Annotated in this window: 13 protein-coding genes; 9 read left to right on the top strand and 4 right to left on the bottom strand. The window is 43.9% G+C overall.

All coding sequences use genetic code 11. The features are described 5' to 3' along the window. The first annotated feature begins 659 nt into the window (after positions 1 to 659). The 3 genes from ACTXGH_RS05950 to ACTXGH_RS05940 all read left to right on the top strand — a co-directional run bounded on the left by ACTXGH_RS05950 (position 660) and on the right by ACTXGH_RS05940 (position 4,565). Positions 660 to 2,099, top strand: a complete 1,440-nt coding sequence (locus ACTXGH_RS05950) for a cytochrome c (protein WP_439295958.1) — start codon at positions 660 to 662, stop codon at positions 2,097 to 2,099. 193 nt (positions 2,100 to 2,292) lie between these two features. Continuing rightward, on the top strand, positions 2,293 to 3,894 hold the full coding sequence (locus tag ACTXGH_RS05945) for a flavin monoamine oxidase family protein (protein ID WP_439260796.1): 1,602 nt from the start codon (positions 2,293 to 2,295) through the stop codon (positions 3,892 to 3,894). 47 nt (positions 3,895 to 3,941) lie between these two features. Continuing rightward, positions 3,942 to 4,565, top strand: a complete 624-nt coding sequence (locus tag ACTXGH_RS05940) for a c-type cytochrome (protein WP_439260797.1) — start codon at positions 3,942 to 3,944, stop codon at positions 4,563 to 4,565. A gap of 147 nt (positions 4,566 to 4,712) precedes the next feature. Here the strand turns inward: ACTXGH_RS05940 and ACTXGH_RS05935 are convergent, their stop codons facing one another. The 4 genes from ACTXGH_RS05935 to tolQ form a co-directional block, all read right to left on the bottom strand. Continuing rightward, positions 4,713 to 6,005, bottom strand: coding sequence for a translocation protein TolB (locus ACTXGH_RS05935; protein WP_439295957.1), 1,293 nt, complete (start codon positions 6,003 to 6,005; stop codon positions 4,713 to 4,715). A 136-nt stretch (positions 6,006 to 6,141) separates the two neighbouring features. Beyond that, positions 6,142 to 7,155, bottom strand: a complete 1,014-nt coding sequence (locus ACTXGH_RS05930; protein WP_439295956.1) for a cell envelope integrity protein TolA — start codon at positions 7,153 to 7,155, stop codon at positions 6,142 to 6,144. 71 nt (positions 7,156 to 7,226) lie between these two features. After that, entirely contained in the window at positions 7,227 to 7,685 is a 459-nt protein-coding gene (tolR, locus tag ACTXGH_RS05925; protein WP_299215903.1) for a protein TolR, read from the bottom strand. Further along, positions 7,682 to 8,419, bottom strand: coding sequence for a protein TolQ (gene tolQ, locus ACTXGH_RS05920; protein WP_439295955.1), 738 nt, complete (start codon positions 8,417 to 8,419; stop codon positions 7,682 to 7,684). Before tolQ ends, tolR begins: the two co-directional genes overlap by 4 nt. Positions 8,420 to 8,917: 498 nt before the next feature. On the opposite strand from tolQ, the gene ACTXGH_RS05915 reads away from it, so the two are divergent. The 6 genes from ACTXGH_RS05915 (at position 8,918) to ACTXGH_RS05890 (ending at position 20,688) form a co-directional block, all read left to right on the top strand. Beyond that, positions 8,918 to 10,213, top strand: a complete 1,296-nt coding sequence (locus ACTXGH_RS05915) for an NCS2 family permease (RefSeq protein ID WP_439295954.1) — start codon at positions 8,918 to 8,920, stop codon at positions 10,211 to 10,213. A 754-nt stretch (positions 10,214 to 10,967) separates the two neighbouring features. Further along, complete coding sequence (gene putA / locus ACTXGH_RS05910; protein WP_439295953.1) at positions 10,968 to 14,252, top strand: bifunctional proline dehydrogenase/L-glutamate gamma-semialdehyde dehydrogenase PutA; 3,285 nt, start codon at positions 10,968 to 10,970, stop codon at positions 14,250 to 14,252. Between the two features lie 11 nt (positions 14,253 to 14,263). Then, positions 14,264 to 14,953 carry a 1-pyrroline-5-carboxylate dehydrogenase gene (locus tag ACTXGH_RS05905; protein WP_439295952.1) on the top strand — a complete coding sequence of 230 codons (690 nt, stop codon included), beginning with the start codon at positions 14,264 to 14,266 and terminating at the stop codon, positions 14,951 to 14,953. A gap of 353 nt (positions 14,954 to 15,306) precedes the next feature. Continuing rightward, positions 15,307 to 17,052: a xanthine dehydrogenase small subunit gene (locus ACTXGH_RS05900; protein ID WP_439295951.1), complete on the top strand. Its 1,746-nt coding sequence runs from the start codon at positions 15,307 to 15,309 to the stop codon at positions 17,050 to 17,052. Continuing rightward, the gene (gene xdhB / locus ACTXGH_RS05895) at positions 17,049 to 19,634 is read left to right on the top strand and encodes a xanthine dehydrogenase molybdopterin binding subunit (protein ID WP_439260804.1); all 2,586 of its coding nucleotides are present in this window, start codon (positions 17,049 to 17,051) and stop codon (positions 19,632 to 19,634) included. Before ACTXGH_RS05900 ends, xdhB begins: the two co-directional genes overlap by 4 nt. After that, positions 19,612 to 20,688, top strand: coding sequence for an XdhC family protein (locus ACTXGH_RS05890; RefSeq protein WP_439295950.1), 1,077 nt, complete (start codon positions 19,612 to 19,614; stop codon positions 20,686 to 20,688). The genes xdhB and ACTXGH_RS05890 overlap by 23 nt, the downstream gene beginning before the upstream one ends. Positions 20,689 to 20,788: the final 100 nt, after the last annotated feature.

Genomic DNA, 20,788 nt, shown 5'->3' with positions numbered 1-20,788 from the left:
AAAAGTAGCTAAATTAATTTAAAACAGCATTTTTTGTCTTTTTAGATTGTATAAGTTGATGACTTGTGATTGTGAGTTTTTCTTTGGAGAACTGACTACAGCCTTTGTATGTATTGTGTGTCTGCTATTGTTACTATAATTCGTATAGATGAATGAATACGTGAGATTTTATATGGTTGTTAAATGTTCGTTGTACAAATTATCGGGTAATTATTTTTCTTAGTTTATGTTTTTAAAGACTTTTTCATCTAAATTTTGAATACTATGTATTTTATTAACTTGAGATCGAAATTTACTTAGTATTTCGGCATGATTTTTTAACTTTTGTAAAAAAATGAGATAAATAGGTTAATATTCAAGCAATGTTAGCGAAATAGTTTTACCTTTATATGAGTAAACAGAAGCTAATTGTCATACTAACGTAATAATTAACAAAAGCTAGCTCTTTATGGATAAGCAGCCGGCACTTAAAGCAACATAAGCTTTCACCATGTTTACCTTATATTTATTAAATAATTAGAACATTAATAAGCTATTCACTGTTAAAGATTGCTGGGTGTTTTGCTACTGTTTTTATTTGACAATATTGTTGTATAACGAATTGTTGTCTAACGACCTTAGTTCTGCCAGCCACTATGTGCCAGCTATATGAGGATATTATGAAGCCACTTTCTATGATGTTATCGGTGCTTGTTATTGGTTTCACTTCCAGTACGGTAATGGCTGAAGGTGCTAGTCTATCAAGCGCCAGCCTACCCAACGTAAGCCCTGCCAATAGCGATTTGGTCAATCAAGGAGCGTATATCGCGCGTGCAGCTGACTGTATGGCTTGTCACCGCGAAGACTATACTGGCGGTGTCGCACTTGAGACCCCAATGGGTAAGATTTATGCAACCAACATTACGCCATCGAAACGTTATGGTATCGGTAACTATACCGAAGCCGATCTAAAAAAAGCCCTCAAAGAAGGTCGTGCGCCCAATCATATGCTTTATCCAGCCATGCCGTACCCTTCTTATAATGGTATGAAGGATGAAGATATCAGCGCACTATTTGCCTATCTACAAACGGTTCCTGTCGTAGATGAAGCGCCTGATTATGAAACCGATCTACCGTTTCCGTTTAACTTTCGCAGTCTGATGTTAGGCTGGAACATGCTCAATGTCCCTTCTACAGAGAGCCGTGAAGGATTGACACAGACGCAGCAGCATGGTGAGTATTTGGTTAATAACCTTGCTCATTGCGGGACTTGCCATACCCCGCGTAACAGTACGATGGGTTTTGATAACGACAATTATTTGTCAGGAGCGCAGCTTGGGACATGGTATGCGCCCAATATCACTCCTGATAAATCAAGCGGTATAGGCAATTGGAGTGAGCAAGACATCGTCACTTACTTGCGTACAGGTGAGCTGGATCAACGAGTCTTTGCTGGTGGACCTATGGGAGAGGTGGTATCGCACAGTACTCGCTATTTAAAAGACACAGATCTAAACGCAATTGCCTCTTATCTTAAGACCGTACCTGTCGTACAAACAGATGATAAGGTTCATCCGGTCAATGCATCCCGTCTGACAGCCCCACTCAATGAATCAATCACTCATGACCTGCTTGCCCAAAAGGACTACTTAGCGCAGGCGAAAGCTGAGGTTCAAGGTGGTAGTAATTCGCCAGAAGCATTATACCTTGCTGCTTGTGGTAGCTGTCACGGTGTTGATGGTTATGGCCAACCGGATGCTCGTTATGCACCTATTGTGGGTCTAAGCAGTATCCGCCGTGAAAAGCCGGATGGTTTAATCAATGTTATTCTTCATGGTGTTGATGGCGCAACCAATACCAGTCCTAAGATGCCAGGCTTTTCAGAAGAGTTAAGTAGTGAGCAGATCGCTGGTATTAGCAATTATGTACGTGTCAAATTTGGTAGTTTAAATAGCAGTGATGTCAATGCTGCTGATGTCGAGCGCGTGGCAACGACTGGTGCCGATCAGCCTTTTTTGATTAGGTACGCAGGTCTGCTTGCGATACTAGGTATTATCGTAGCTATCGTCATTATCATATTTATTGTACGAGCGATCATACGTTCTAGGCGTCATAGTTAGTTGAATCAATGAATTTAACTAGCAATACAGACAACTTAATAAACGCGTGTTAGGCGCTTATTATAAGACATAGATTCAGTGTAGGTCGGTAGAGTATTAAAGCTTAGCATCATAGATAAATTATATGAGCTGAACCAATAATAAAAGTGAGTACCTACCGCCATACACGAAAGTCTACTTTAAGGATATTACTATGAAAGACATGCTTCAATCACCAACGCGGCGCCAACTGCTCTCGATGATCGGTAAGACGGCTGGTGCAACTGCGATGTATCAAGCAATGACTACCTTAGGATTTGCATCTGAGTCTAGCTTTAAAGAATCGATGGACCTAAAAGGAGCGCCTCCAGGAGCGAGTATTGTCATTCTTGGTGCAGGTCTTGGTGGTCTCACTGCAGCTTATGAGCTACGTAAAGCCGGTTATGATGTTAAAGTGCTTGAGTTTCAAAATCGCGGTGGTGGACGTAGCTGGACGCTCAACAGTGGTGACAAATATACTGAGCTTGGCGGTGAGGAAGTTACCTGTGATTTTGAAGAAGGTAACTATTTTAATGGCGGGCCTTGGCGCTTACCAAGTCATCATTATGCTGTATTTCACTACTGCAAGAAGTTTGGTGTTGAGATGCAACCTTTTATTCAGACTAACGACCGAGCTTATCTGCATCGCTCTACGCACTTTGGCGGGGTGCCGCAGCGTTTAGGAGATGTAAAAAACGACATACAAGGCAATGTGGCTGAGCTGCTATCAAAGGCCGTCAACGTTGGTGGTCTTGATCGTTCAGTGAATACTGAGGATAAAGAAAAGTTGCTTGAGGGCTTAAAAGGCTGGGGCGTACTAGACAAAGACTATCGCTACAGAGCCAGTAATGAGACTACCAAGCATCGCGGTTTTAGCGTCTTTCCTGGTGGTGGCCTGATGCCCAACGAAAAACCCTCGAAGCCTCTACCTATCGGTGAGATATTGGACTCTGGCATGTGGTCAGATATTTATGCCAATCACATGACTTATGGCCATCAACCAACGATGTTTCAGCCAGTAGGCGGTATGGGCAAAATCGGTGATGCGTTCACTCGTGAGTGCCGCGATATGATTGAGTTTAATGCCAAAGTCACTAAGATTCATCAAGACGAAAGTGGTGTAACTGTCAATTATGTCGATAGCAATAGTCCAGATGGTGCGACCAAGACCATACGTGCTGACTGGTGTGTCTGCAATATTCCGCTAACGGTATTGACTCAAATTGATATCAATGTCTCAAAGCCGATGAAAAAAGCAATGGCAGCCGTACCTTATGATACCTCTTATAAGGTGGGCCTCGAGTTCAACCGCCGCTTTTGGGAAGAAGATGAGTGGATCTATGGCGGCTTGACCTATACTAATATGCCCATTACGCAAATCGCTTATCCTTCAGAAGACATGTTTAAAACAGGTACTGGAGTGTTATTAGGTGCTTATGGTTTTGGCCCGACCTCTTATAAGTTTAATACATTAACACCAAAGGAGCGTATTAACGTCGCCCTTGCTTATGGCAAATACATCCATCCACAGTATCCAAAAGAGTTCCGTGCAGGTACGTCAGTGGTATGGCACCGCATTCCGTGGACCTTAGGGTGTTATGGTATTTGGAGCGAGTCAAGCCGTGAGCAGTATTATGATCAGCTGTGTAGTATCGACAACCGTATTGTATTAACGGGCGAACATTGTTCACATATTCCTGCATGGCAAGAGGGCGCTATTTTATCCGGCATTGATGCAGCAAATCGTCTGCACAAAAAGGCAAAAATGCTTGGGTAACGTTGATAACCATAATAAATTCAGAGGCTGTCATGGATAATATAAGCATGAAGAAAACAACATTTAAGATGCTGACTGTGATATCACTTAGTATGATAAGCAGTGTAGCATTGTTAGGCTGTAGCCAAAAATCAGAGGATGTAGAGACAATAGCGAGCAAGCAAGACGCTGTACTGCCAGTTAATAATCAAGCCAGTCGTAATACTGGCGCTTGGGGCGGCGTCTATATGACTCGCGATGAGCTAAGAGCGCCTGATATCAATATCGTTGATGATAGCTCATTACCGAGCATGGAAAACGATCCCAGTCTTGCAAAGTGGGAAGCTAAGTTTGAAGGTCAAAATGCCTTTATTACTACTAATGGTAAAAAGCTATATCATGACTCATGTGCAGGCTGTCATATGCATGAAGGTGAGGGTGCTCAAGGTGCAGGTTATTACCCACCATTAGCCAATAACAGCAAAATGCAGTCGAAATACTACATTATTGATATATTGATTAATGGCTTTCGCGGTATGCCGTCATTTCATATGATGATGGATGATGAGCAAATGGCAGCTGTCACGCAATATGTCGTCAATGATTTAAATGGTTTTAAACAGACGGTCACTGCCGAAGATGTGGCGCAGCTAAGGCATGCCAATCCACCGGGTTATGATCCAAGCGAATAAGTGCCTTACACTCAGTCTTAAACGACAGCTAACAGCTAATATTAGTCATGTAAAAAAAGCGCTCGATAATATTATCGAGCGCTTTTTTATGGATACAAAATAAGAAATAAGCCTATATTAAGGTGACAATTTTAGAGAGTTAAAGCCTTATTCGGGACTTGATGACCATACTGGGGAGCGGATAATGCCTTGACCAGACTTACCAAATGACTCGCCACCATTTAGTGACTTAATGGTCAGCACGCCTTTACCGCCTTGGGTTGATGCATACACCACACGCTTACCATTAGGAGAGAAGCTTGGGGCTTCATCGATACCTGTGCTACCAAGGTTGGCAGTTACTGCACCGTTGCTGTTCATAATCGCGGCTGATCGCCCACTTAAAAACGCAATCTGTGTGCCATCACTACTAAACTGAGGACTGGTTGCATAACCGCTATTAGAGACCTTGGTCGTTCGACCTGAGCCAAATTCATAGCGATATATCTGCGGTTTATTAAAGCCTGCTCTATCAGAGACAAACACAAAAGACTTGCCGTCTGGTGCATAGTTTGGTTGGACTTCACTACTTGGCCAGTTTGTCAGTTTTTTAAGGTTACCACCGCCTGCACTCATCTCATAAATATCAGCACTACCTTCAAAGCTGCTAGAGAAGAGTATCTTGCTACCATCAGGGGAGAAAGAAGGACTTAGGTTGCTGCCTTTATAAGGGGTAACGACGGTTGCTGCACCGCCGCTGACATTTTGCACATAAATCAATGGATAAGATTTATCGCGCTGTACGGTATAGGCGATACGCGAAGCATCGGGCGACCATGTAGGCGAAAATATGGAGCCTGTGACTTCAGTAATCGTTCTAGCGTTTTCACCATCAGCATCCATAACTTTTAGGCGAGATATTTTGTCTTTTCCGCGTCCTGTCTCCTCGATGTAAGCAATACGACCTGAAAAGTCACCCGGCGTACCAGTAATCAGCTCATACACTTTGTCAGCGATGACGTGCGCAGCATAACGTAAGCTTTCTTGATTATTATCAGCGCTCAAGCTTTGCTTTCCTTGGAGTACACGACCAGATTTGACATCAATCACCTCATAAGTGGTCTCAATCTTACCGCGATTGGTACGGGTGCTACCGACTACTAAATACGGAATTCCTAAACTTTGCCACACTGGTAATGTCTCTGTCAGCTCACTACTGCTGCGCGGTTGCTGCGGTAGATTCTTGCTAGTCACATTCAGCTCAGTTCTACTCAAATCATTTAAGATGATGGGTGAGAGTACAGAATCGCCAGCGAAAGGCACAAAGGCGACTTGGTTTTGTTGTACTGGAATCTCGTAGTCCAACTCTAATACGACGGGAGCCGCGTATACGCTAGAAGCGATAAGTAGACTTGAGGTGCTAGCAAGTAAGCTAAGCAGCAGCTTTTTGTGAGTACGCATGACTGGATTTGGCTCCTAAAATGATATGGTAATCGTTTTTTATATACTTTAATTGAGTATTACGGTAAGACAATATTGCTACTGGTGCAAGTTTTTTAAGATAAAACCAACAATAAATCAGCCGTCTATCCTCTTATTAATTGCTGCCTTTAAACCTTATGGTAAAGGTGGGGTATTTAGGATCGTCAGTATCAATCGGTAAATGACGAGTATTTAATACCGCTTGCTTGGCCGCTTCATTGACAGCTGAATCGGGCCCTGAGACAGAGACATTAACCACATCTCCATTACTATTGACCGTTATGGTCAAGGTTGCCTGCTGAGTTGAGCCTTTAGCTGCTACCGGTGGATTATAGTTGCGCTTAATCAAGCTTACAATCTCACTATTGCTTGCCCCGCGACTACTTGCTGATGCACTACTACTGTTCGTTGATTGCCCAGAAGTGATGGGGCTTCCAGTGACTGTCGATTTTCCATCTGCTTCTAGGCTAAAGGTTTTGTTAGCATTATTTGTACTACCCGTTTCTATCTCCAAATTGGCCTGTGTGTTATTCGGTCGTTTGATTTTAGGCGGATTATTCTCTGTATGACGAAAAGACTTTAAACGCGCGCGCTCAGCATCAAGCTGGTTTTGTTTGTCTTGTTCTACTTGGTTCAGCTCTTCTAGGGCGGTCTCATCTAGCCGCGCTGCCAGCTCGGCCATATTACGCTCATACTCTTGCATCTGCTCAATACGCCGCTGATGCTGCTCTTGACTCATTAATACTGGTTGGTCCGCTGGAGCATCGGAGCGCGTAAATACAGACTCTCTTTGCAGGCTTGATGAGGCGTTTGTTTGACTGACATTATCGTTGTTATCTGCAGTTATAGGCTCACTGGTCTCTGTATTACTACTAGCTGCCTGCGCTTGCATCGCTGCACGGTTGGCCAATATTTGTCCTTGCATCTCAGCCAACTCTTGCGGCGTGACCATAGTGGTTTCAATATTGCCAACGGTTTCTAATTCGGGTTGTTGGTAGGTATAAATCAGCAAGCCAAGTACGATGCCATGAGCCAATAGACTTAATAGCATAGGTAGGGTCAGCCCATCACCTTCAGGCGCAGTTGGAATATAGACGGCAGGAGCATTATTCATGGTTGTGATACTCATTGACGTGTGTCATCAGGTTGTCTACTTATTCAAATCAAGTTGTAAAAGTAACTGTTTTTGATTTAAGCTCATTATAACGTAGGCGCAGGTAGAGGAGCACCTGTTAATAGCCCGACCTTCTGAATACCTGCTTGTTGCAAATTGGCCATCAAAGCCATGATGGCACCGTATTGATTATTTTGATCGGCGTTAATCATCACCTGCAGAGGGGGCACACCAGCGTTACTATTTTGCGATTGCAAGTTGGATAAGGTGTTAATCAATTCAGGCTCACTAATAGGCATGTCTATGTTGTTTTCATAGCTGATAAAAATCTCACCGCTACTTGTCAATGACACGATGACAGGCAGCTGGTTTTGGCTCATCGTATTGGTCTGCTCTTTTGGTAAATCGACATCGACCCCTGTGGTCAGCATTGGTGCTGTCACCATAAATATCACCAGTAGCACCAGCATAACATCGATATAAGGTACGACATTCATCTCAGCATTGAGTGCTTTTTTCTTGCGGCTATAGGGGTTTGGTTTCATAGCCCTGCCACCTGACCTGCACCAGCTCTGCTCTCATTATTTTTCTGCGCTTTATTTAGTGCATTTTGAGTATTGGTCTCACGCTGTAGCATACCTGTCATCTCATCACAAAATAGAGCACGCGACTCATATAGCTGGCCTGACTTTGCTGTAAAGTGGTTATACGCTAGTACGGCTGGAATAGCTGCAAACAGTCCCATCGCCGTGGCGATAAGTGCTTCAGCGATACCAGGTGCCACTGAGGCAAGGGTCGCTTGCTCTGTCTGTGAGAGACCCAAAAAGGCATTCATGATGCCCCAAACCGTGCCAAATAGACCCACATAAGGCGCTACCGAACCAATGCTGGCAAGGGTAGTAATACCGGACTCAAGTAGCTGCTGCTGACGACCAAGCCCAACGCGTAGCTTACGCTCGACGCCATCGATAATGTCATCTTTGGGTTGGCGTTTTTTGTGCATTCTCAAATATTCAGAAAAACCAATATAAAAAATCTGCTCAAGCCCTTGACGCTCAGGCGAGCCTTGGACGCCCTGATAAAGTTTGGCCAAATCCTCACCTGACCAAAACCACGTTTCGAACTGTTCATCGAAGTTTTTGGCAGTACCAAGGCGTGCACTTAGACGAAAGATAATAACCCAACTAACCAAAGAGGCTAGTAATAGCAACCCCATCACCATCTGCACGAGCAGACTTGCTTGAGTAATAAGATCGATAATGTTTAATGATTCAGGCATGTAACAGGCTCACTGATGATTAACAACAATTGACTAAAACTAAAAGACTCAAGTCAAATAATCCTAAAAGATACGATTAATACTTATTTGTTAGTAGTTAACAAATATATTTTATTATTGATTTCAACAACTTAATAAGAAGACCGCGTTTGAATGATAGTATCTTCTTTATGACAATAATATCTCAACCCCTTAGTTTACTGTTAAATAGACAAAAGGTCATTATTAATATGTTCAATGAGCAGTAGACAGTTTTTAGATTAATGGTTTGATAATGTGTTTTTACCGTGTACTATTGTTTATAGATAACAGTTAATATAGTTTTTAGGCGTGTAAGGCATGGGTAATGATTGAATTTGTGCACAGGTTTCTCTAGAATGTTGCGCTTTGTTACCGCTGTCTTTTGTTTTATGACGTCACCATGGTTTTGTTGACGTCATCTTTATTTTAGACACATATAAACTTGTTCTTTTCACTGGCCTGTTGGGATTGACCCTTATGAATGCAATTGAGCGCTATTTTGGAATTAATGGTGACAATACCACGATAAAAACGGAAATTGTTGCTGGTATAACGACATTTTTGACGATGGCTTATATCATTTTTGTCAACCCCAATATATTAGCAGAAGCGGGCATGGATAAAGGGGCAGTGTTTGTTGCTACCTGTCTTGCTGCTGCGATAGGCTGTTTTATAATGGGGCTTTATGCCCGTTTGCCCGTAGCGTTGGCACCTGGCATGGGTCTTAACGCCTTTTTCACCTATGGGGTGGTGTTAGGAATGGGCTATGCATGGCAGACAGCACTCGGTGCTGTTTTTTTGTCGGGGTGCATATTCATACTATTAAGCTTATTTAAAATTCGTGAATGGATTATTAATTCTATTCCGATTGCTCTTAAACAAGGGGTTATCGCAGGTATCGGTGCATTTTTAGCATTTATTGCACTGCAAAGCTCTGGCGTTATCGTTGGGCAAGACGCAACGCTAGTGACGCTTGGTGATATGACATCGTTTGGTCCTATGATGGCATCCATAGGCTTCTTTGTCATTATTGGTCTGTCGTATAAAAAAATCCCCGGTGCTGTGACAATTGGCATTTTATTGGTTGCTCTAATCAGTCTATTGGCAGGACATACTGAGTTTGCTGGGATTATATCTACGCCACCATCCGTCGCTCCAACCTTGATGCAACTTGATATTGCCGGTGCGTTTGATGTCACGATGATTAGTGTCATTTTTGCTTTTTTGTTTGTCGATTTATTTGATACCGCAGGTACGCTAGTGGCAACGACAAGCCAGGCGAAATTGATTGATAAAGACGGTAACATACCTAATATGGGCAAAGCACTACTAGCAGATTCGACAGCGACGGTGACAGGTGCGATGCTCGGTACCTCATCGACCACCAGTTATGTTGAGAGTGTTGCAGGTATTGCAGCAGGTGGACGTACTGGACTTGTGGCAGTCACGGTCGGGGTGTTGTTCTTATTAAGTACTTTTTTTGCCCCATTGGCTGGTATGATTCCAGCGTATGCTACCGCCGGCGCTATCTTTTACGTCGCCGTACTGATGCTAGGTACGCTAAAAGACATCAATTGGGCAGATTTGACAGATGCTGCGCCCGTTGTCGTCGTGCTGTTATTTACGCCGCTGACATACTCTATCGCCGATGGTATTGCCCTTGGTTTTATTACCTTTACCGCGGTCAAGCTGATGTCTGGTAAAGTCAATGAAGTGACTCTGCCAGTGTGGGTGCTGACAATCATTTTACTTGTTAAGATCATATGGCTATAGCTTATTTATGCTATGTATACCGATATATCGACTAGGGCCTATTGAATTTGGTATGAATACAAACTACTAATATGCATGAATGGCCACTAGTTTTTAACCCTCTTTATCTTGCACTGATAAGGAGGGTTTTTTAGCATAAGGCTCAAGCGTTTATGACCAAAGAATTAACAGTATGGCTGCAAAAAACGTTATTAAATAACCAATAATCAACAAAAGACCATAAATTAGAACCTATCTATAATTTTATGCCGCTAACTATTTGTTTTTAAATAACATATTTATTAATATAAATGAGCGATATAGTTAGTTTGAAAAATTATTTCATGATAATATGACGGGGTTAAGCGCATCACCTCAATCAACGCCGTAGAGGTTTTTCTTACAGTGAATTAGCGTCATACAAGATCATAGTTTTGGTTCAATCAGTTATATAAAAGCCATATCTGTTGATCGCACTCCTTTCACTACAAACAAGAAGAAGGCACTAATGCCGCTTAACTGTTCGTTGTTGCCTTTGAATTGTTAACGTAGCACTTTTTTTAACAATCGAACGACCTACTTAACCCTCTCCAGCTTATGCTGGATTTGCTCGTTTTGTGATGGTGTCGTTTGGTCTCCTATAGACAGCTGTTATTGGTTGTTGATCGTGGATATTTGACCAAGTGTATAATTGCTTTATTCTAAATATTTGCGACGTTAAGAGTCCACGCGTACCATTTATGATGGTTTTTTTAACGATAGTTATGGAGTTGGTATGAACCCAATAGACCAGTTTAGCCCCAAAGAGCCTATTTTATTTGATCCTATCGATTTGCTTGCACCTGAGTATATCACTCAGTCAGCAGATGACCTTTATGCGCGTATATCACCATTGTATAGTGTCGATGAAGACCGCTGGTTGAGAAATTTGCTACCCCTAGCTAAGCCTAGTGATAAAGAGCGCGATGATGCTAGCGAGCAGACACGTAAGCTGGTTGAATATGTACGTAATGATGGCAAAGCGATCAAGATGGTAGATTCATTGCTTCTTGAATACAGCCTTGATACTCAAGAAGGTATCTTGCTAATGAGCTTGGCTGAAGCGTTGATTCGAGTACCTGATAGTTATACGGCTGATGCACTAATCCGTGACAAGATGAGTGTGGCGGACTGGAAAAAACATCTAAAAGATGACAATGGTTTTATGGTCAATGCGTCAACGTGGGGCATGATGATGACCGGCCGTGTGGTCAGTATTGACAGCAGTACCACAGCCTCTGGATTTTTGGATCGCATGACCAAAAAAATGGGCGAGCCAATGATTCGCGGTGCGATGCAAAAAGCCATGCGTATTATGGGGCATCAGTTTGTATTGGGTGAAACCATTGAAGAGGCCAATAAAAACAGCCAACCTTACCGCAATAAAGGCTATACCTACTCGTTTGATATGCTAGGCGAGGCGGCCATCACTAATAAAGACGCTGAAAAGTACTTCAATGACTACCTACATGCAATCAAAGCAACTGCCAATGTTAAAGTCAAAGAAGGCATGCCTAAGCCCTCTGTATCTATCAAGTTGTCAGCGCTACATCCGCGCTATGAAGCAACGCAGGAAGCGCAGGTCTTAGGGCTACTACGTCAGCGCTGTTTGCTACTTATTGAAGCGGCACGCGAAGTCGATGTCGATATCAGTATCGATGCAGAAGAAGCGGATCGTCTTGAGATTTCCTTAAAGTTATTTGAATCACTATATCGTGACCCATTGACCGCAGGCTGGGATGGCCTAGGACTAGTCGTTCAGGGCTACTCAAAACGTGCGATTGCGATATTTGCATGGCTTGCTCGTTTGGCCAAAGAAGTGGGCGACCGTATTCCCCTACGTTTGGTCAAAGGCGCGTACTGGGACTTTGAGATTAAGCTTGCGCAGCAAAAAGGTCTGTCAGGCTATCCAGTTTGGACCCGTAAAGAGGGCACAGATACCGCCTATCTTGCTTGCGCACGGTTTTTATTGTCAGAACACTTACGTGGTTTAATTTGGCCACAGTTTGCAACTCACAACGCGCATACTTTGGCATCTGTCATGACCATGAGTACGCACAGAGACTTTGAGTTTCAGCGTCTACATGGGATGGGAGACGCGCTTTACGATCATATTCTACAGTCATACAGTATTCCTGTACGTATCTATGCTCCTGTTGGCGCTCATCAAGACTTGTTGCCATACTTAGTGCGCCGCTTACTTGAAAATGGCGCGAACAGCTCATTTGTGCATCAGCTATTAGATAAGTCGTATCCGATTGATAAGCTAACAGTACATCCGTATGACAAGCTACTGGCCAATGAAACGCTGCATAATATTGAGATACCGTTACCACTCGATATCTATGGCAAGCGCCGTGCTAGTTTTGGGCCCAATATATTTGTAGAGTCGCAATGGCAGCCGTTCAAAACAGCGATTGACAGTCACTTAGACAATACATGGTCAGCAGCACCTGTTATTAACGGCCAAGCAGTCAATACATTTGAGCAAGATGGCGCAAATCAGCCCCTTGATAGTCATACGGTACGTGCGCCTTGGAACCATAATGTTGTCGCTGGCAAAGTGCAATATGCCAATGCAGAGTTGGCTCGTCAAGCCATCGACGCTGCTGTGGCAGGACAAGCAAAATGGCAAGCAGTGCCAGCCTCTGAGCGTGCCGCTATCTTACGCAAAACTGCCGATTTGTATGAAGAAAACTACGCTGAGCTAATGGCACTATGCCAAATCGAGGCGGGTAAAACGACGCAAGACAGTATTGATGAGATCAAAGAAGCGGTCGATTTTTGTCGTTTTTATGCTGATGAAGCGGAGCGCCTAAATGATATCACGCATGAATTTACAGACTTAGCTGGTAAGCAGTCACGTCAAGTTTATAAGGCACGTGGCACCTTTGTCTGTATTAGCCCATGGAACTTCCCATTAGCAATTTATACAGGCCAAATCGTTGCGGCATTAGCAGCGGGCAATACGGTGGTAGCAAAGCCAGCAGAACAAACCAGCTTGATCGCACATTTTGGTGCCAAGTTGATGTATCAAGCTGGCGTGCCAAGTGAGGCGCTACAGTTTGTCACTGGTGCAGGTGAAGTAGGCGGCGCGCTGACAGCAGCAGACAACTTATCTGGCGTGATATTTACAGGCTCAACGCAAACCGCGCAGCGTATCAACCAAAGCTTAAATGATCATGCACAAGCAAATGGCGAGCTACCAATTTTGATCGCCGAAACTGGTGGACAAAACGCCATGATCGTTGACTCCACAGCATTGCCAGAACAAGTGGTCAAGGATGCCGTGCTATCAGCATTTGGTTCGGCAGGACAGCGCTGTTCTGCCTGTCGTATCTTGTGTGTACAAGAAGATGTGGCAGATGGACTGATTGAATTGCTACAAGGTCATATGGCAGAGCTAGTCGTAGGTAATCCAACTTACGTTGCAACAGATGTTGGCCCAGTGATTGATGCTGATGCTAAGCAGGGTCTTGAGAGTCATATTGAACGTATGAAATCTGAGCCGACAGCCAACATTTTGGCACAGACGCCTATGAGTGCCAGCTCAGTAGTCAGTGAAGAGCAATCTACCTTTGTATTGCCGACAGCGATCGAAGTGCAAACCATTGACGTTATTGGTGGCGAGCATTTCGGCCCGATATTGCACGTACTGCGTTATAAGGCTCGTGAGTTGGATCAGCTTATCGATGCGATTAATGCGACAGGGTTTGGTTTAACCTTAGGTATCCATAGCCGTATTGAAAACATCGCTGAGCATATCGAGCGCCGCGCTGTCGTGGGTAACACTTATGTCAACCGTAACCAAATCGGTGCTGTAGTCAATGTTCAACCTTTCGGCGGCTGCGGCTTATCAGGTACGGGCCCAAAAGCTGGTGGCCCGCATTATGTGCCGCGTTTGATGAAGCTAAGCTCTGAGTCTTTTAGCTCAGCAAAACCAAACGCTACAAAACTGGCTACCGAAGCATCTAGTACTGTAAACAATACGACATCAACCACTCAAACAGAGCTTGCATAAGGAGTAGCAACATGACGAACGAATTCAAAAAAAATCATGCTCAAGTTTGTGAAGCTTGGCGATTACTTGGTGCCGTACAGCGTGCCACTTATCTAGAAGCTGCTGTTCCTAAGCTTGCATTGTTCACGGGAGACGCCAATAAAGCGCGTCGCTTGTTCAATCATCTGCTGAGTGCAGCGCCCAGCCTAGATGAGGTACATCGTATGACGGGTGCTACAGGCGAGTCTAACGATCTTTATGTGACTGCTCGTGGTAAAACAATGGTTGTCGGCGGCGAATCAGCCAAAACAATGGCGGTACTCGGTCAGCTTATCGCAGCACTATTGACAGGAAATGAAGTCATTTTGCATTGTCCAAGCCAAGAAGAGATGTGCGTAGAAGCCGCCAAAGTACTTTATGACACTGGTATCAGTGATGATGTGCTAAGTGTGGCAAACGACTCACAAACGATTACTTTGCTACATATCGACCGCCTTGCTCAAGTAGTGGTTGCAGGTAGCGCTGCTGAAGTACAAGAAGTCAGTCAAACATTGGCCGATACTGATGGTATCTTAACCCAAGTAATCGCAGTGACAGATATGGAGGGCTTATCAGACATGCTAACGCCAGATTATCTGCATCGTTTTGTAACTGAGCGAGTGATAACTATCAATACGACAGCTATTGGTGGTAATGCAAGCTTGCTTGAGCTTGGAACATAGCAAAACTTAAAAAATTAATAATTAAGTCATTAGATAGAACTTAGTGTCATATAAGTAACGGTTAGTGTTTGTTTACGAGGTTTTAAACTGCCTGTAAATAATCGCTAACCGTTTTTTTTGGAAATTTTAAAGTATTTTATAACTTATCAGATGGGTTTTAAAAGTTTGGATAAACGATATTTAATTGCTTGTAGGCAAGCAATAGGGGTGATAATATAAATAAAACCTGACTGAATAGTCACGTTTATAAAGGTGTCAGGCTTATGTTCTATTGAACTTTTAATTTGTTGAAGTTCAGAATATCGTCCTATAACTATATTTTATAAAGCTCAATTTGTTAGCCGAGTCCTGCTATGATTAGTTTTTATCTAAACGAAAAGCGCCACGAGATAACCCAACTCAATCCAAACACGACGGTACTTGAGTATCTGCGCTCGTATGAACGTCAAACTGACACTAAAGAAGGCTGTGGTAGTGGAGATTGCGGTGCATGTACAATCATGGCGCAGCGTCTCCCCAGTCATGCAACCAGCGAGTCTAGTGACAGTACTCCTTTTTATACCTTCAATTCCTGTATTACTCTATTGTCGCTCATGGATGGTCATCATCTGATGACCGCATCTTATCTAGCGGATAATCCAACACATCACCCAGAGCGTGCGCTATTACATCCTGCACAGCAGGCAATGGTTGATTGCCATGGCTCGCAGTGTGGGTTTTGTACCCCTGGTTTTGTGATGTCGCTTGCAAATGTATATGAAAACCATCGCATGCAGCATAACCATGTTAAGCCAGTCACTGCCAAGCAAGACATTATAAACGGTGAACAAGGCGACAATGATTTAAGCTATGATGATATCGTCGCCTCAATATCAGGGAATCTATGCCGATGTACTGGCTATCGACCCATCATTGAAGCGGGTCTAATGATGGGTAAAATCGGCCAACAAAGAGACGCTGATCAGACAGTCGCAAAGGACTTGACCATAAGTCTAGCCACCGACGTCATGGCAAACGACAAAAAACCGCTACCCAAAAGCACAGCGACAAATATAGTAGATCAGGCGTCAACTAATACGCTGGCATTAGCTGAAGGTATACGGCAGCTATTTATTCCAAAATCAATGGACGAGCTCGATGAGCTATTAGCCTTATACCCAACGGCGACTATTTGGGCGGGTGGTACGGATTTAGGATTGAGTATCACTCAGCACTTAGTTGACCATGAAACAATCATTCAGCTATCGGCCATTGACGAGCTAAAATCTTGGTCACTGTCTGATTTAGAGCCTCAATCTACATCAGATAGTGCTAATAATACCAGTGTAGAAGCGAAAACTTTGAGACTTGGTGCAGGTATGACCTATCAGCAAATGCTGCCGATACTTGAACAGTACTTTCCTGCCTTTGCTGCGCTATTTGCCAGAATTGCGTCACCGCAAATACGTAATATGGGTACGCTTGGCGGTAATATTGCTAATGCCTCGCCTATTGGAGATCTGCCTCCCATTTTGCTCGCGTTAGATGCTCGCGTTCATTTGCGTCATTGTGGTCCTGATAATAAAAATGACAGTGCAAAAAAGATGAGTGATAAAGATACAGTCAATAAAAATGAATATGATAAAAAGTCTTATATTGACGAGATAATATCTTTAACGGAATTTTTTGTAGATTATAAAAAGACCAAGCTGCGGGCAGGCAGTTATATTGTCGCTATTGATATACCGCTTATGCAGGATAATCAGCACCTGTTTATTCATAAAATCAGCAAGCGTTATGAAGATGATATTTCTGCTTGTTTGGTTGCTATCAGTGTCGCTCTATCAGCAGATGGTAAAAGTGTCGATCATGCAAAGATTGGTCTAGGCGGTATGGCTGCAATACCTTTATTAGCAAAAAATTGTCAGCAAGCACTTTTAGGGCAGCCTCTTGAGGTCGCAAGTTTTGAGAGCGCTGCAAAAGCATTACCGATGGATGTCTCGCCGTTAACAGATGTTCGAGCCAGCCGTGAGTATCGCTTGCATGTAGTGCAACGATTATTGATTAAATGTGGTAAGCAGCTGATAACAGAGACGCAAACTGAGAGAGAGTCATCATGAGCCATCAATCATCCTTATTTGACAGCTACAGTATTCGCCGTGTACGTCCGCCTAAAAACAAAATCGGCACTTCTGCCAAGCATGATAGTGCGATAAGCCATGTCATGGGTACGGCTACTTATGTGGATGATATCTTAAAGCCACAGGGTACGCTACATCTGGCTGTTGGTAAAAGCAGTCACGCTCATGCTCGGGTAACCAGTATGGATCTTAGCGCAGTCAAAGCAGCTGATGGGGTGATTGATGTTCTAAGCTTTAAAGATTTGCCTGCCCAAACGGACATCGGAGCGGTATTTGATGGTGAACCATTGATGGTGGATGAGATCACACAATACGTGGGTCAGACGCTGTTTTTGGTCGTGGCAACCACTCACCGTGCCGCAAAAAAAGCCGTACTTAAAGCCATGATAGAATATGAACCATTGTCAGCAATATTAAGTGTTGATGAAGCTTTAGAGCAAGAGCAATTTGTACGTCCAAGCCATTTTATGCAGCGCGGTGATACCGATGCAGCACTTGCGAATGCGCCCAAGCGTATTGCAGGCCATATTCACATGCTCGGACAAGAGCATTTTTATCTTGAAGGGCAGGTGTCGTATGTGGTGCCTTGCGATGATGGTGGGCTTGAAGTTTATACGTCATCGCAGCACCCAAGTGAGGTGCAGCAGCTGGTCGCTGAGGTGACAGATCTGCCATTTCATGCAGTCAATACAGTTGTGCGTAGAATGGGCGGCGGTTTTGGGGGCAAAGAAACCCAAGCAGCTGCTTGGGCCTGCTTTTGCGGTATCATTGCCAAGCGTCACAATGTCCCTGTCAGTATGCGCTTAGATCGCCAAGATGATATGGTTGTGACCGGTAAACGCCACGAATTTGTCAATCGTTATGAGGTCGGTGTTGATGACTCAGGGCAAATCCTAGGTGTCGATATGCAGCTGGCTGGTCTATGCGGTTATGCACCAGACTTGTCCGATGCTATCGTTGATCGAGCGATGTTCCACTGTGACAACGCTTATTATTATCCAGCTGCGCAAGTGGCAGGACATCGCTGCAAAACGCATACGGTATCGAACACGGCCTATCGTGGTTTTGGCGGGCCTCAAGGTCTGATGACTGCCGAATATATGATGGATCAAATTGCTTATACATTGGGCAAAGACCCTCTGCAAGTACGCTTGACGAACCTCTACCAAAATGGCCAAAGTACTCATTATGGTCAGCCAATCGAGCATTTTGATCTGGCAACGATTATGGATACGCTGGCATCAGACTGTGATTATGATAAGCGCCGCCAGCAGATCATAAAAGTCAATGAGCAAGCCGAAGCTGCAGGCAGTGACAAACGTCTTGGTATTGCCCTAACACCTGTGAAGTTTGGCATCTCGTTTACCGTACAGACGCTCAATCAAGCAGGTGCTCTGGTACATATTTATACCGATGGCAGCATCCATCTCAATCATGGCGGTACAGAGATGGGGCAAGGGCTATTTGTCAAAATCGCTCAAATCGTCGCCAATGAGTTTGCCGTGGATTTGGATACCGTAAAAGTATCCGCAACGCGTACTGATAAAGTGCCTAATACGTCACCGACAGCGGCTTCATCAGGCACCGATATCAACGGTAAAGCCGCGCAAAACGCTTGCTTAACTATTAAGGCACGCATTGTCGAGTTTGCCGCTGAGCATTTTGCAGTGGCGCAAGAAGATATACGCTTTGAGCGCAATCATGTCTACATTGGCGATAAGGAAGACTTCACTTTTGCGGAAATGGTGCAGTTGGCTTATCAGCACCGCGTTAGCCTATCTTCTACGGGTTATTATAAAACGCCCAAGATATTTTATGACCGCTCTAAAGCGTGGGGTCGACCTTTCTTTTATTTTGCTCTAGGTGCTGCATGTACTGAGGTTGAAATAGATACGTTAACTGGTGAGTACCGAGTTCTACGCTGCGATATCTTACACGATGCTGGACAATCAATTAACCCAGCTATTGATATTGGTCAGATTGAAGGCGGCTTTGTGCAAGGTATGGGATGGCTCACAACAGAGGAGTTGACTTGGGATAAAAAGGGCACACTCGCGTCTAATAGCCCCGCCAATTATAAGATTCCAACGTCGCACGATTTGCCAAAACAATTCAACGTTAAGCTATATGATCGTAAAAATGAAGAGCAAACCATTTATAATTCTAAAGCAGTTGGTGAGCCGCCTTTTATGCTGGCAGCGAGTGTTTGGTGTGCTATTAATAATGCAATCGCAAGCTTGAGTGATTATAAAAAGAACCCGGATCTTACGATGCCTGCGACTCCAGAGGCAGTATTAAAAGCGGTGATGCGTATGCAAGGTGAGGCGTGGGAGATCGACACAAACGTAAACTTTGATGCGCTTGATAGTTTGACCGAAGATGAGGACAACTGCGGTATTGACGACGATAAAGTGAAGCCACAACTAGTGCCACACGCTACAGATATCAATCCACCGGAGGTTGAAGGTCAGACAGTCGACGATCAGCCAGAAGCGATAGAGCATCCTAACGTAGCGGGTTCAAGAGGCCCTGCACATAGTGAACCTACGCACAGTGAGTGAGTTATTAGCAGCTCCCACGCGCTGGTATGACGGTCTAGCACAGTATCAGCATCAAGGTTTGGCACACGTGTTAGCGACTGTCGTTGCGGTTAATGGCTCAGCACCGCGAGCACTACAGGCGAAAATGGTAGTCACACAGGATGGCTACTGCGATACGCTTGGTGGCGGCGGTCTTGAGCATGATGTTATCACGACGGCAAGGCAACTGCTAAATGACGAGATAGACATAACTGTACCAAAGGTATCCAAAAGAGACAAAAACGCTAATGATGATATTGATAATGATAACATTCGTGAGTCAAAGCCAACGAAAGCAGTCAGACGCGATGCTGTCTATACCAAGCATTATCCGCTAGGTGCGAAGCTAGCGCAGTGCTGCGGTGGTAGTGTCACGGTTATGTTTGAATGTTTCAATGTGACGCCACCGATGTCGATATTGGTATTTGGAGCAGGGAATGTGGCGGCAGCATTAATGACGATACTGGCAGAGCTGCCTTGCCAAGTGGATTGGGTAGACAGTCGTCCTGAAATGTTTGAGCGTTATTTATTAGACAATTCTAATTTGCCAAATAAGTCTATTCAAACCGAAGATTTGCCTCAACGATTAAACGCTCAGCCTAATTTAAATCAGCCTAAGCTTTATAAGCTTCCGGCCCATATCCGTCCGCATATTGATGATGATCCTGTTGATTTTATTCGCCCGTTTATTGAGCCATTTAGCCACCAAAGCGCTTATCGTTTTATTTTGGTTATGACTCATGATCATAGTCTTGACTTTGAGTTAGTACGTGCCGCGTTGGATGCTGCTTCAGAGGCAAACAGTTTAGCAACTAATCCTAATAATAGTTCAGAAGTATCACTGCCTTATATTGGTTGTATTGGCTCGGTAACTAAAGCTGAGCGTTTTAAAGGTCGTCTGCTGCAGCGTGGCTATGATGAGCCGATAGTCGATAAACTAACCATGCCAATTGGATTGCCGATTGGTGGTAAAGAGCCTATGGCCGTCGCTGTATCTATTGCCACACAAATTTTGCAGCATTATCATCAGCCGTAATTACAAATTTTCTACTTTTGACTGTTTAACTTTATGAATACATTGCAAAAGTAAAATGCTGGGCTAAAAGCGCCAGCCTACGAAAGTTTATACTAATTGG

Source organism: Psychrobacter sp. 1Y10 (genome assembly GCF_052259005.1).
In the GTDB taxonomy this organism is placed as follows: Bacteria; Pseudomonadota; Gammaproteobacteria; order Pseudomonadales; family Moraxellaceae; genus Psychrobacter; species Psychrobacter saeujeotis.
The sequence above is the reverse complement of the archived record's forward strand: the minus strand, read 5'-3'. Positions and strand labels throughout refer to the sequence as shown.

Excerpts from the sequence above, each read along its gene's own strand:
- tolQ (WP_439295955.1), bottom strand. The coding sequence starts at position 8,419 with ATGCCTGAATCATTAAACATTATCGATCTTATTACTCAAGCAAGTCTG.
- tolR (WP_299215903.1), bottom strand. The coding sequence starts at position 7,685 with ATGAAACCAAACCCCTATAGCCGCAAGAAAAAAGCACTCAATGCTGAG.
- ACTXGH_RS05945 (WP_439260796.1), top strand. The coding sequence starts at position 2,293 with ATGAAAGACATGCTTCAATCACCAACGCGGCGCCAACTGCTCTCGATG.
- ACTXGH_RS05915 (WP_439295954.1), top strand. The coding sequence starts at position 8,918 with ATGAATGCAATTGAGCGCTATTTTGGAATTAATGGTGACAATACCACG.
- ACTXGH_RS05940 (WP_439260797.1), top strand. The coding sequence starts at position 3,942 with ATGAAGAAAACAACATTTAAGATGCTGACTGTGATATCACTTAGTATG.
- ACTXGH_RS05900 (WP_439295951.1), top strand. The coding sequence starts at position 15,307 with ATGATTAGTTTTTATCTAAACGAAAAGCGCCACGAGATAACCCAACTC.
- ACTXGH_RS05905 (WP_439295952.1), top strand. The coding sequence starts at position 14,264 with ATGACGAACGAATTCAAAAAAAATCATGCTCAAGTTTGTGAAGCTTGG.
- putA (WP_439295953.1), top strand. The coding sequence starts at position 10,968 with ATGAACCCAATAGACCAGTTTAGCCCCAAAGAGCCTATTTTATTTGAT.
- ACTXGH_RS05935 (WP_439295957.1), bottom strand. The coding sequence starts at position 6,005 with ATGCGTACTCACAAAAAGCTGCTGCTTAGCTTACTTGCTAGCACCTCA.
- xdhB (WP_439260804.1), top strand. The coding sequence starts at position 17,049 with ATGAGCCATCAATCATCCTTATTTGACAGCTACAGTATTCGCCGTGTA.
- ACTXGH_RS05950 (WP_439295958.1), top strand. The coding sequence starts at position 660 with ATGAAGCCACTTTCTATGATGTTATCGGTGCTTGTTATTGGTTTCACT.
- ACTXGH_RS05930 (WP_439295956.1), bottom strand. The coding sequence starts at position 7,155 with ATGAGTATCACAACCATGAATAATGCTCCTGCCGTCTATATTCCAACT.